Origin of the sequence: Fischerella sp. PCC 9605, from assembly GCF_000517105.1 — a bacterium.
Lineage (GTDB): Bacteria > Cyanobacteriota > Cyanobacteriia > Cyanobacteriales > Nostocaceae > PCC9605.
In genome coordinates this window covers 986,311-999,693 of record NZ_KI912148.1, presented here as the reverse complement: position 1 = coordinate 999,693, position 13,383 = coordinate 986,311, and the positions used below count along the sequence as shown (strand labels likewise).

Annotated in this window: 11 protein-coding genes; 4 read left to right on the top strand and 7 right to left on the bottom strand. The window is 41.2% G+C overall.

The features are described from left to right. Window positions 1-99: 99 nt before the first annotated feature. The 4 genes from FIS9605_RS0106760 to FIS9605_RS0106745 form a co-directional block, all read right to left on the bottom strand. On the bottom strand, window positions 100-864 hold the full coding sequence (locus FIS9605_RS0106760; protein WP_026731910.1) for a hypothetical protein: 765 nt from the start codon (window positions 862-864) through the stop codon (window positions 100-102). Between the two features lie 303 nt (window positions 865-1,167). Then, window positions 1,168-3,918, bottom strand: a complete 2,751-nt coding sequence (locus FIS9605_RS0106755; protein WP_026731909.1) for a hypothetical protein — start codon at window positions 3,916-3,918, stop codon at window positions 1,168-1,170. Beyond that, window positions 3,866-4,243 carry a hypothetical protein gene (locus FIS9605_RS0106750; protein ID WP_026731908.1) on the bottom strand — a complete coding sequence of 126 codons (378 nt, stop codon included), beginning with the start codon at window positions 4,241-4,243 and terminating at the stop codon, window positions 3,866-3,868. The genes FIS9605_RS0106755 and FIS9605_RS0106750 overlap by 53 nt, the downstream gene beginning before the upstream one ends. 45 nt (window positions 4,244-4,288) lie before the next feature. Further along, complete coding sequence (locus tag FIS9605_RS0106745; protein ID WP_026731907.1) at window positions 4,289-4,909, bottom strand: hypothetical protein; 621 nt, start codon at window positions 4,907-4,909, stop codon at window positions 4,289-4,291. 1,102 nt (window positions 4,910-6,011) lie between these two features. On the opposite strand from FIS9605_RS0106745, the gene FIS9605_RS0106740 reads away from it, so the two are divergent. Next, window positions 6,012-7,496, top strand: coding sequence for an alkaline phosphatase PhoX (locus tag FIS9605_RS0106740; RefSeq protein WP_026731906.1), 1,485 nt, complete (start codon window positions 6,012-6,014; stop codon window positions 7,494-7,496). 219 nt (window positions 7,497-7,715) lie between these two features. Beyond that, a complete protein-coding gene (locus FIS9605_RS0106735; RefSeq protein WP_026731905.1) occupies window positions 7,716-9,287 on the top strand; it encodes an alkaline phosphatase D family protein in 1,572 nt (523 codons plus the stop codon). On the opposite strand, the gene FIS9605_RS42460 is transcribed toward FIS9605_RS0106735, so the two are convergent. Both FIS9605_RS42460 and fusA read right to left on the bottom strand, forming a co-directional pair. Beyond that, window positions 9,241-9,474 (bottom strand): hypothetical protein, encoded by a 234-nt coding sequence (locus FIS9605_RS42460; RefSeq protein WP_155960371.1) that lies wholly within the window; start codon window positions 9,472-9,474, stop codon window positions 9,241-9,243. The genes FIS9605_RS0106735 and FIS9605_RS42460 overlap by 47 nt on opposite strands. A 51-nt stretch (window positions 9,475-9,525) precedes the next feature. Beyond that, window positions 9,526-11,571, bottom strand: a complete 2,046-nt coding sequence (fusA, locus tag FIS9605_RS0106730) for an elongation factor G (protein WP_026731904.1) — start codon at window positions 11,569-11,571, stop codon at window positions 9,526-9,528. 121 nt (window positions 11,572-11,692) lie between these two features. On the opposite strand from fusA, the gene FIS9605_RS0106725 reads away from it, so the two are divergent. Next, window positions 11,693-12,154, top strand: coding sequence for a GNAT family N-acetyltransferase (locus FIS9605_RS0106725; RefSeq protein ID WP_026731903.1), 462 nt, complete (start codon window positions 11,693-11,695; stop codon window positions 12,152-12,154). A gap of 419 nt (window positions 12,155-12,573) precedes the next feature. After that, on the top strand, window positions 12,574-13,128 hold the full coding sequence (locus FIS9605_RS0106715) for a hypothetical protein (RefSeq protein ID WP_026731902.1): 555 nt from the start codon (window positions 12,574-12,576) through the stop codon (window positions 13,126-13,128). A gap of 7 nt (window positions 13,129-13,135) precedes the next feature. Here the strand turns inward: FIS9605_RS0106715 and FIS9605_RS43905 are convergent, their stop codons facing one another. Next, complete coding sequence (locus FIS9605_RS43905) at window positions 13,136-13,300, bottom strand: hypothetical protein (protein WP_197036006.1); 165 nt, start codon at window positions 13,298-13,300, stop codon at window positions 13,136-13,138. Window positions 13,301-13,383: the final 83 nt, after the last annotated feature.

Sequence of the window (13,383 nt, the reverse complement as noted above, 5' to 3'; positions counted from 1 at the left end):
AGTTTGTCAAGACATGTAATCATGCTGAAACTTTTATCAATGACAAATGACGACCATAACGAGTTAACTTTATTTGTGCTGACCTACTTATTGTTGAATCTATTCTTCAAATTGTCTGCCGAATAAATCTATTTGCGAAGTGTTTCGTAACAATCGCGCCGCCTCTGCTGATGTATCTACCCTGCGAGCACGATTTGTTTCTTCTACCTGCTGGGAAATATTCGCTAAATTTAAATTGGAGTATTGCAAAAACTGATTTGTCTGCACTGTCTGACCAAGTGTTTCTCCGATCATTTTGGCTTGTTCTTGTTGAATATTAATATTTTGTGCCTGTAGATCAGCTTGATTTAAACCCAATCTTGATGCTGGATTAGCGAGATCGGTAATTGTACTTTTTAAATTTTCTAAAATTTCTTCTACAAAACTTTTTGAACTTTCAATTCTATCTAGGGAGTCCTCAGTTGCTTTTAACTTCTCTCTTAAGGTGCTTTGCCCATTTGCACCCATAACACCAGCCACTGCACCCCGAGTAATTAGGCGGTTGATTTCATTACTAACTAAATTTGCTCTCACAGTGGAATTATTATCGAATTTATCCGTGACATAATACCAAGTCATGCTATCGCGAATGCTTTCTCCTGCTGCGTTTGGGTTAGGTATGTTCAAATCTCCTGTAGAGTTATCAATCGCGGTTTGAGTGTCTGCTTCTAATGGTTGTAATGTATCGGTGAGATTATTTTTGAGATAGTCTTGTAAGTCTCCTGCATAAGACTGAAAATCAGTCCAAACCTTGCCTAATTCTGCCGTTGCTGGTAGCATGATTAAGCATGTCAGAGAAAGTGTGAGCAAAGTTGTTTTTCGCATAAATATATTCCTAAAAAGCTAGACGAAGTTGTGTGCTAAGTAGGTCGGTACAAATAAAGCTAACTAGTTAAGGTCGTCATTAGTCATTGGTCATTGGTAAAGGTTTCAAGCATATTGATGTTTCGTAACATAGCTTGATTTATTTCCACTAACTTACTTATGTTAAGCTTTTTTGATAGCAAAATAGAGTTTTGGAAATGCGAATACAGATGCACACAGATAAACACAGATTAATTATCTGTGTTCATTTATGGTATTAAAAAACTTTATGCCAAATTTTTAAAATCATTAATTTATCCTCCGCTATACACCACCGCGCAGTGATGCTACTAGCTGACGTGCAAATACAGAAACTGCTTCATATTTATCGTTATATTCTTGCATAGTTTTTTGACGTGCAGTTTGTTCTTGGGGATTGTTAGCAACTACTGCCAATTGTTCGTAACCTGGGTAGTAGCGGCAAAAGGTATAAATTCCGTTATCATCTAACAGCCATTGGCTATATATACCCTCTCTACGTGGAAAAAAGCTTTCAGTCGCATTGCGAGCAATAACTTCGCGAGGATATTTTAAAATACTTGTGAAACTATCAACCGCAACTGGCTGAATCCGACCAATTAATCGTGTGGTCAAGTTTTGCAAAATTTTCGATGCTGCTTTGGATTTGGCAATTGTATCGGGGTCTTGTGCCGATAATATAACTCTAATTCCTGCTTTTGCACCGTTGGCACAAATTCTACCTACTAAGTCAGAAATTTGGTCAAATTCAAATAGAATCGGTGCTTCGTCGATGAAGAATATGGAAGCTGGACTGCTTAATGCGCGTCGTAATGCTGCTGAATAGGCACTCAACGATAGCACTGCTGCGTCTTCACTATCTGATAAGTTTCTCAGAGCAAATACTAAAAGTTGGGCATCGGTGGGAAAGCTAGAGGGTGCAGAAATTGCTTTACCTACTCGGCTAGAAAGCCAAAATCGCAAGCGTAGGTGAATTTGACTGAGAGCATCTTCAACCCTACCTCCGATGGAATCTAACTCCAAGTGTTCTGGCGAACAGAAATACAGAAAGTCTCTTAAAGTCGGGGTTTTCTGCCAGGCTGGGCTACCGAATCCTCCAGCTATTGCTAGTTTATATCGCTCTTTGATACCTTCATCAGTAAAGAAGGCTCCTAAAGCTAAGTTGAGGAGCGATCGCACTGTTTGCGACAAGAGTTGATTTTCGCTGGACGAGCCTAAAACCATTGTCATTAAGGCTGATTCTAGGAAGGCGACATAATCCAACATGCGATCGCGCTGTTGTTCTGGATCTAATGAGCGCAAATCTGGTTGCTCAAACAAGTTATTCGATTGTTTGGAAATATCAAAATAGGCTCCATTCTCCTCCATAAAGTGTGTGTAGTCGGTGAAGGTAGATGTGCCATCGGGTTTGGGAAAGTCCAACGCCACTACAGGAATATTATAAGCCAAAGCCTGAGTCAAAATCCCTGACACCAATACCGATTTACCAGCACGAGTTGTTGCAAATAGTGCTAAATTTTTATGCTGGTTAAACAAATCCAGGTGTACAGGTGTTCCTCCTTCTTCGGCGATCAATTCAAAGCCTTGTCTGTCACCTCCTTTAGTTAGCACTAAAGGCATTAATCCAGGTACTTCACTTGTTAAATATAACTGGCGACGGTTGAAAGGTCTTGCTAACAAACCTTCCCAAACTATTGGTAAAGTTTGCAACCAGATTTTCCAGGCATACTCTGTTTCTCTAATTACTCGTGCAGGACGTTGAAAACAGTTTTCAATGTATCTTGTCGCTTCATCTAATTTTTCTGCACTGGGACGATGTACCAAAATAGCTATACCCGCATAAATCGGCACAGCACCTTCATATAATTGCTCTTGTGCTGCTACCGATTTTCTTAGCTTTAATTGAGCGCTGACATCTATAGTTCTACTTTTTTCCTGTGCCAAAAGAGCCGTCATATTTGACTGTTTCAGCACTCGTTGCAGTGTAGTTTTTACTATTGCTGGATTTGCTGCTGTCAGTTGGCAAAAAATCTCTGTATCTATGACATTCTCTCTAGCCAGCAATTCCCATAAATAACGCAATTGAGAAGATTTGTTTGCCCAGCCACCGGGTTTTTCCATAAAACTCATCACGCCAATATAGTTATTATTAACGTGAACCCAGCGGCGATCGGCACAAGGTACATCTGACTCAATTAGCAAAGTTGTACTGTGAATATTATCTACCAGTAATTTTGTACTAGCTAAATCTGAATAAGCTTGTTCGTGTAGTCCATTTTCATCTAAAGTGATTAATTGCGGAATCTCTATTGGTTGCGTATCGTTAAATCTTTTCCAAGCTTCTCCCCAAAGTTCCTCCGCAGTCAAAGGCTTGATATCTAATCCCATTTTGTTAGATAAAAGCTGTTCCCAGCGACAAAAACCATTTTTGTATGCATTGTTAATAATGGTTTCGATCCGCTGGTTTTCTACTTCTGCGATATCACCTTTGAATTTCAACCACCACAACTCACCTTTAGCTAAAAGTTTCTCGATCCAATCATCTGTATTTGTAGTATCTGGTTCAATTGTATAAGTAACATAAATCCGCAAAAATTTTGGCTTGCGAATACCAGCACGAGTTAGTTCTTGCACTCTTGCTCGTTCTGACAGCAGCAAATATTTTATATCTGGTGATGGTGCGTGCTTAACCAGAGATGCTAGTTCTTTTTGGCGCTGTTTGTCTGAACTAAAAGACCCCAAATGCAATGTCATTCTTTCGCCACTGGGGATATCTTTTAAACCAGCTTCAATGTTATTAAAAATTGTATTGATTTGTTCCGGTCTTAATGTAGTGTGAATGCCTTGACAATCGAAACCAAAAACGAAGCAAAACCTGTCTTTTTGGTTTCCTTTTGTCAAAATGTAAGCGCCGATGTCACGTCTGCTAAGTGAGACGCGTAACATTGTCGCCAAATTTAAAGCATCTTCAAAGGGTGTGAATCTAGTTTCGCTTCCGGCGACGCCGACGCTTTGTTTTCCGATTTTTTGCTTCATGGCTAATTTCCAGTAAGCTTTGATAACGAGCAAAGCCTCTAGTCCAATTAGGAACACCAATAAATTTACTTAAAAACCGCCAACTCCTACCACCAGTTAATATCCACCAAGTTGCCATTCCCCAACCAGCAATTAGCGCCGTCCACAACCATTTTTGAAACTCATCTTTAAAAAAGCCTCCAAAAATGCCATTTATAATAAAGTAGGCTGTTAAGGCAATTACTGTCCACGGCAGGACTTGATCGGCAGGAATTGGTCCTAAGGAAGGTTGAGTTCCCAAAATTTGATTTACAGGTCGAAAATCTTTTTCTGGCTCTTGAGACATGACGAATTTATCAGCTATTCTTCCTTCATCTTGGGTTGAGATGAATTAGTTCGTACTGCTATCACCAATCACAAAGCCCGTGAGTACATCAGCAATAGTGACAGCAACAACGACTAATAAGGGAGTTCTAGCGACACTTTGCCAATCTTCATCTTTACGAACTGCATTAATAACACCTATCAAGGAAACAGCTATATAGAGTAAGTAAAGTGCGCGTAAGACGTTGAATATTAAACTTACTGCTGCTTGGGTATTTGCGCCTGTTGTTTCACCTTGTGTTAAAGTATTTGTGAAAAAATCTTCAGCTTTCTTAAAAAACTGCGCTTGTGCAGGGGCTGCAAAATAGTCTAACCAAAACGCACTGAGAATAACAGCTACTGCTAAAATTTGTAACACGAGAATATATTTTTTTGGCAGATGCACATGTTGTCCTATTTGGTGCATTACTACTGCGATTAAACTGCCCAAGAGTAAGCAGAATATTAAAATAGGGCTTTTGAGAGCAATAATGCTTAAAAATACTGCACAAGCAATTAAAAAGGGTACAGATTCTAATAAGCTAATGCGGCAAAATTCCAGTGTTTTCTTCAAAATCTCAGTTATTCTCATTACTCCGCCATTTACAACCCGTAAAAACTTTCTCTGATGAGAAATTTGCCTAGACATTTGTAAATTTCCTTAGTGTGTTCATTCCAAATTATTACTTGGATTCGCTTTCATAATTTAACATAATTTAACATTTATTTTAAGGAAATCTGTACAAGCCAAGTAAAACATTATACATATTTTGTGAATGCAAGTGAATCAATATAATTTTAGTTAATTGATTTTAAACTATATACCTACATCTCTCACACTTGTTGCGAATATTTTTCTATCTCAGCAATTAATTTGTTCTTGTACTACTTGGAGAATCAGGTGGAAAAGTTTGGCAATCTTTTCTGTATCCTATATGCAAGCACTATAGAGTAGGGTACCAGTTCAGTATTTTACCCTTTGGAAAAAATAAGTTTGCCTTCTTAGACTTAAATTGTGTGTGGTTTTCTTCAAGCAACGGAAAAATTCTCCAGCAAGGATGTATCCAAAGTCAAGCCATATTTCAAGACTGTATTTTTCTCATGTTTAGATATTTAGGTGTTTGTATATTTTTGTCAAAGAGTTTACTCAGTGATTTGTCACAGTTATATTTATGCATCAATACTGTACTGTTAATTTCAAGCTCATAAGTGTATAAATTATACGCAAAGAAAGTAAAAGCTTGTATTATTTATTCAGTATTTCTGTTTTCTAGTGTTTTTGACAGAAACTTTGATACAGGCTTTTACATAACTCTAGGATTCTTTATGTAAGCAAACTCACAGAAATTTATTGTATGACCTCATGAGGATTGTGGAAACAAGATATTGAAACTTTGGTGATAATGAAGGATTTTGAGTTGCTCAATCCATAGCAACATGCCAAATTCTGAAAGTTGCTGGAGTGGTTTTTGTAGTTTTTGTCGATGATATCTTCATTACAATCAACTATCTATCAGCTAAATCTGTTCCTATTAAGTATTCAATTAATACACGCGACATGATAACGCGCGTATAATTGTAATTTTAAAATATATAAAGAGATAAAGCGTTAAAATAGCGCAAATAAAGCGTAAAATCAATAAAATTTTAAATAAATGCTTTTTATTTAACTGCCTCTTCACTTGGTGTTAACCCTAGATTGGTAGATTTTCACGGAGAAAGGTTTTGTAATTAACAGGATTAAGAGTTCAGTGGCTTTCTCCCGACGTAAATTTTTAACACTAGCTGGTGTATCGGCTGCTAGTGTGACGATGTTTTCTCCTCTAGAAGCTTTTTATGCAAGGGTTGCTCGTGGTCAGGTTACACAGGGCATTGGCTATGGTTCATTAGAACCTAAGCTGCCTGTGAATGCAGATGAACTCACGACCACTATCTATGGCGACTTAAGTAAAGAACCCATGTTGGCACTCCCACCCAGGTTCAACTATCGTGCGCTCTCAATTACCGGGCAACCAATGAGTGATGGTAATCTAGTTCCAGCTGACCATGATGGTATGGCAGCTTTCCCTGGCCCCAAAAACACTATTATATTGGTTCGGAACCACGAGCTAGACCCGGATGAAAAGGAGTTTAATAATACCAGTTATGGAGCGATCGCACCACCTGATAAGAAATACGACCAAATCAATGCGGGTGGTACTACTACTCTTGTATTAGGATCTAATCGTCAGGTAATCAGACACTTTGCCTCTCTAGCTGGCACAATTCGTAACTGCGCTGGTGGCCCAACTCCTTGGAGAAGTTGGATCAGCTGTGAAGAAACTTTCAACAAGGGCGATTTAGGTGTTGTGCGGCACGGCTATAATTTTGAAGTTCCTGCTAAAGCAGCAATAGGTTTGGCAGATCCCATACCTCTCAAAGCAATGGGACGCTTCAGCCATGAGGCGATCGCGGTAGATCCAAGGACTGGCTACATCTACGAAACAGAGGATCGTGGAGATAGTTGTTTTTATCGTTTCGTTCCTGCTGTAGGCAAAGTGAGTAAGCCTGGACAATTAGCCCAAGGCGGAACCCTCTACGCGTTAAAAATTCGAGATCGACCGACATTAAATACTTCAAATAATCCCAATAACCCTGGCGCTTCTGTTGGGTTAGTTCCTGTTGGTATGCCATTGTCTGTAGAGTGGGTCAAGATTGATAATGTTGACCCTGACGAGGAAAACAAAGAGAAGGGGCTGGGAGTCCGGTACGAAGCTCAATCCAAGGGTGCAGCAATCTTCTTCCGGGGTGAAGGAGTCTGGTATGGTAACGGTTTGATTTATTTCACCGCCACTCAGGGAGGCCCGCCTGCTGTAGATGGTACGCGAGGTAACGGTCAAGTTTGGGTTTATGACCCTAAGGCAGAGACAATTACGTTACTGATCGAGGCGGAACCTAGCGGAGAACTACTTGATGAACCCGACAACATTACCGTAGCTCCCTTTGGAGACCTGTTTTTGTGCGAAGACGGTGGCGGTGAGCAATATGTTGTGGGCGTTAATCAGGAAGGTGAAGTATATCAGTTTGCCAAGAATATTATCTTCGCAAATAGCTCTGACCCCACTATCAAAGACCAATTAGCTGACAATGAATTCGCTGGTGCTTGCTTCTCACCAGACGGTAAAACACTTTTTGTAAATATTCAGACCCCCGGTATCACGTTTGCTATCTGGGGTCCTTGGGAACGTCGTGGCTAAATGTCTAGCTTGCTGAAGCAGAGGGCGAGAGTTTATTCCTAATTTGCTTTGTTGACGTGAAAGAGAGCTTGGTAGGGAAACTAGGTAAAAAACTAAGCAGGAAAGATTTTATCTTGATAACCTACCACTCTCCACTCCCTACAAACAGCTGTGTGTGTTGCAAGTGTTAGAGTTCTCGCCTGATTTTGCCATCTAGAAACCTTACCGTTTGGAGGTCTTATGAAAACTCGGTTAAATAGGCGTTTATTTCTGGCTTTGAGCGCGATTAGTGCCAGTTTAATTCTGGGATCTAAATGGCTTGAACCAGCTCTTGCTATCTTCACATCTGGACAAAGTGATGCAGTTCAATCGGGAGATGTGACTGATACCAGTGCAGTTATCTGGGCGCGTAACAATGGCGAGAGGAATGCTCGTCTTGTGGTTAAACTTTCTCAATCGCCTAACTTTCAAGGATCGGTGCAAATTATCAGAGGTTCTGAGGTGAGTATAGCCACAGATTACACTGGTAAAATTGACATCGTGGGACTGCGCCCGAATCAAACCTACTACTACCGGGTATTTTGGGAACAAGGCCTGTTTAGAATCCGACCAGGTGGAACTGGCAGTTTTCGGACTGCACCAGCTGCTGTTCAACCTCATCCTGTTCGTTTTGTCTGGGGAGCAGATTTGGCTGGTCAGGGTTGGGGTCGCAACCCCAACTTAAAGATTACTGCCTATGATGGTGATGTCATTCAGGGAGGATACGTTATCTTCGATGTGATGCGGAAACTAAAGCCCGACTTTGCTATCTTTGCGGGTGACATTATTTACGCTGATAACGAAATTCCACTGACAAAAGAAATCCCAGCAGAAGTGGGGGGTGGAACTTGGGTGAACTCTCCGGCCAAGAACTTTAAAGCTGTCACTCTAGAAGAATTTCGCGAGAACTGGAAATACAATTTGGGAGACGAAAAGTTCCGGCGTTTTCTAGCAGAAACTCCCATCTATTCTCAGTGGGACGACCATGAAACGGTCAATAATTGGTATCCAGGCGAGATTTTAACTGAAGAACCTTATAATGGATTGTCAGCTGATGTTCTAGCAGAGAGAGCCAAGCAAGCGTTATTTGAATACAATCCAATCCGGGGTAAGCAGATTTACCGCAAGTATCAATACGGTAAGCATATCGATTTGTTTCTGTTGGATGAGCGATCTTATAGAGGGCCTAACCCCGAAAATAGCAATCCCAATGGTATAGAAATGTTGGGACAAGAACAGTTTGAATGGCTCAAACAGAACTTAAAGGCTTCCCAAGCAACTTGGAAGGTAATTTCGTCTCACGATCCTCTGTCTATTGTTACGGGGGGAACTAGCGATCGCGATGCCTGGGGTCAAGGTTTGCCAGAAGTTTTGGGTCGTGAAGTCCAGTTGAGCAAGTTGCTCAAATTCATTAAAGATGAAGGGATCAAGAATATCGTTGTGATTACGGCAGATGTACACTATCCCGCCGCCATCTCCTATGAACCTGAACGGGCAGTTTTTCAAGACTTCAATCCTTTCTGGGAGTTTGTCATTGGTCCTATCCATGCGGGTGCTTTCGGCCCCAATGAATTAGATCCCAGTTTTGGCTCTAAGTATGAATTTATCTCAGCTCCAGGAACTGAAACACCACAACTTCCCCAAAATGTACCACCTCCAAATTTCCATTCCTTTGGTTCAGCAGAGGTAAATCGTCAAGGTCAGTTGAGAGTAAAAATTCACGATATTACTGGAAAGGTTTTGTACGAAAAGATGCTAGAGCCGGAAAAATAGGAATAAAATATCCTCCACCTGTTAACTGAGGGAAGCTACCATTTTCCTCAGTTTTTCTTGTGTCTTCAATTAAGGCGATCGCTTCACCAATCTTCACTTTTTTTAACGCAGAGAGAAGTTTGTAGGCGCGATAGCGACTTCCCGTAAGGGTACGGAGGTTTCCTCCGATCAAAGCTTCGGTGGGCACGCAGAGTAGGCGCACCAGGGGCGCGGAGTTATGTACTTGGGGGCTGGGATGTCATCGCACGTCACCGAGTAGATTTTCTGGTAAGGGTCGATATTCTGCAAACTCCATTGAAAAAGTCGCCATGCCTTGGGAAAGCGATCGCAATTCTGTAGAATAGCCAAACATCTCTGCTAAGGGTACTTCTGCCCTAATCACCACGTCATTGTCTCTGGTTTGTGAACCCAGCAACAAGGCACGACGCGATAACAACTTTCCTTGGATGCGTCCCAAAAATTGACTTGGTGTCTCTACTTCCAACAACATCATCGGTTCGAGTAGCGTTGGTTTTGCTTGGGCAAATGCTTCCTCAAAGCCTTGTCTGGCTGCAACTCGAAAGGCTATTTCTGAAGAATCAATAGGATGGTGAGAACCACCTTCCAGAATTACTTTCACCCCAATAATTGGATAACCTTTCAGCCATCCGGTTTTGAGTGCATCCCGAAATCCTTGTTCGCAGGCGGGAATAAACTGAGTGGGAATCGCACCCCCAACTACCCGGTTCTCAAATACAAACGATTCTTCACAGGGTTCTAGGCGACCGATCACATGAGCGTATTGTCCCGCACCGCCGGTTTGTTTCTTGAAGGTGTAATCAAAAGTTGCAGGCTGGGCGATCGTTTCGCGATAAGCAACGGCGGGTGCACCGACATAAACCTCGGCGTGGTATTCTCTTTTCATCCGCTCTAAGTAGATTTCCAGATGCAATTCACCCATGCCCGACATCAGGGTTTTGTGCGATTCTGGATCGGTGCTGACGTGCAAGGTGGGGTCTTCCCGAACAAAACGGTGCAAAGCCTTGGAAATACGATCTACATCTTCTTGGCTTTTCGGGGTGATGGCGATCGTCATTACCGGTTCCGGTACAAATATTCCTTCTAGGGAAAGGTTCGTGCCCACAGAACAAAGGGTATCACCAGAGGCACAGTCAACCCCGATTAATCCAACAATATCCCCAGCTGTTGCAGATTCTACTTCTTGACGCTTATCTACCTCAATTCTTGCGAGTCGATTCACACGCACCTGTTTTTTTGTGCGGCTATTGTAAAGGCGATCGCCGCTTTTGAGAGTACCCGAGTACAGGCGAGTGTAAGTCAGCGGTCCAAACTCACTATCAATTAGTTTGAAAGCAAATGCTACCACAGGAGCGGCAGGATCGGGATAAATTTTTACTTCTTTTTCTGTGGAGACATCTGTAGCAGTAACGACTTGCCTTTCCAGAGGCGAGGGTAAATATAGGGCGATCGCATCCAGTAAATTTTGCACGCCCTTATTTTTAAACGCCGAACCCATCAACACTGGCGTAAATTCCAAGTTCAAAGTTCCCTGACGAATCGTATCCCAAATCATTTGTGCGGGTACTTCTTCGCCGCTGAGTAACTTTGTCATCATCTCTTCCGAGTGGATAGATATTTGATCGAGAAGCTTTTCTCGTGAGGAAAGTGCTTGCGCCTGTAATTCTGCTGGAATGGGCTTTTTAACTCGTTGTTCCCCATTTTTACCCTCAAAGTAGTTTGCACTCATCTCAATTAAATCAATAACTCCTTCAAACCGATCCTCCAAGCCAATGGGATATTGCAATACTACGGGGTTGAGTAATAATTTTTCCTGGAGTGCTTCTACCACTCGAAATGGATTTGCACCAACTCGATCCAGTTTATTAATAAAAGCGATACGCGGCACGCCATAGCGCTTCATTTGCCTGTCTACTGTGTAGGTTTGGGACTGCACCCCTGCAACCCCATCCAGTACCATGATTGCCCCATCCAGTACACGCAGCGATCGCTCTACTTCAATCGTAAAGTCCACATGACCAGGGGTGTCAATGAGGTTGATTTGTGTATCATTCCAAAAGCAGGTGATCGCAGCTGAGGTGATGGTAATACCCTTTTCACGCTCTAGTTCCATGTAATCCATTGTCGCACCATCACCATCACCGCCCACTTCCTCCATCTTGTGGATTTTGCCCGTATAGAACAGAATCCGTTCAGAAAGGGTGGTTTTTCCGGCATCGATGTGAGCGGAAATACCTATATTACGAATGTTGCTGCGGGGAATCATGGTATTTGCTCCTACCAAGTTAGAGAGCAATTAATCTGCCTAAGTTCTCAAAATTTTAAGCTTTATTAGAGATGGAAGCACCATAATTAATATTTAGATACTTTCAGCATGAAGAAATGTTATGAACATCAGAATATTCCATAACAATGATACCCAAGAAATCATGCAATTGTTTTATGACACTGTTCACAATATTAATATTCGAGATTATACCCAAGAACAAGTAGATGCATGGGCACCTGAAGATATGGATTATCAAAGGTGGAATCAAAACTTGCATTCCAAAATGACTTATGTAGCTGAAATTGATAGGAAAATAGTTGGGTTTGCTCAACTAGAAACGAATGGACATATAGATTGTTTTTATTGCCATCAGGATTTTCAAGGGATGGGGGTAGGCAGTCAGCTTTTAAATACGATCGAGACGAAAGCCAAAGAATTGGGAATCAAAAGGTTATTTACGGAAGCAAGTATCACTGCCAAAGGATTCTTTGAGCGCAGAGGATTTCAAGTAATCAAGCAACAAGAGGTTGAGCTACGGGGAATGAAGTTTATTAATTATTGTATGGATAAGGAAATATAAATTAACTGAATCTGGCAGTGTTCAACAGTAGGCTTAACAGTGAGATAAACATAAAAACGCTACTTTGTCCTATACTTTTTTAATTAATTTGTTAGAAAATAGAGATAAGAGAAAATAAGAGGTCAGGCAGAAAAGCAACCTCTGCTTTCTTGAGCAAATAAACGCCTCAAAAAGCTCTAACGAGCAGCAAAGGGAGGTGTAGATAATGCATGATATTCTTGTATCTAATAGTAGTATTTACTTAATTGTCAAAATTACTGTACTGATTTTGGTGTTGTGCATATGGTTAGCTACCACAGCAGCACCAGTCTATTAAGAAAATGTTATTTGTTGTTAGTTGTTTGTTGTCTGGAATAGATAAAAATTAACAAATGACCAATGACAAAAATTCTGACCTCCCAGAGGATGGAGGTGAGATCATGCTAACTACAAGCAAGATTTCTGGGTTGATTGTGGTCTTTGCAGCTTTATTAGGGATGTTAACTAATGTTGCAGCTCAATCAACATCAATACCAGTCAACAAAAAAGCAAAAACTCAGACAGCGATCGCAACTTTAGCAGATGGTAAATATCAGTTTTGCAGTCAACCCGATCCGAAGGACTGGCGAGATGGGGCTGGAGTTTGTCTAAACTTCACCAAAGTAGATAGTCGCATTGATGGGTATTATGGTTATCCTCACTCCGATAGTTTTGTCTGTCTCAGGGGTGAGGTTAATGGTAATCTCATTACAGGTGAAGCTCTAACGATATCATCGACTGAAAATGAGTTGAGTGAAATTCCTAAATCTGAATGGAAATGGGATTCAGAGGGACGGTTGAAACTAGGTCAAGGAAGTATCATTCGTAGCTTAAATGATGAATGGGGTCGCACTGATTGGATTGTTTTCTCCAACGCTGCATTGAATATTGATGGACTATATCAATATGGTCGTCCTCGCATGACGCCCCCATCACAACTTTGTGAGTGGAATTAAATGCCAATTAACTTGCGTGCGACCAATCGCTGAGTACCTCGCATTCCTGCTTTTTCGGCTGGCGTTGGCGCACAGGTTTTAAAGGAGTGCCAATATCCACATTACGAAAAGAATTTTTCTTTTTAGTAGATTTGCGTTCTTGGTTGGTTAAGGTTGTTTGTGTAGCAGTCATTCTACTCACCTCAATGTTATAAATAAAACAATGAATTATATCAAATTAATCGTATAGTCAATAGTACAAGCTTAGTTCAGCGA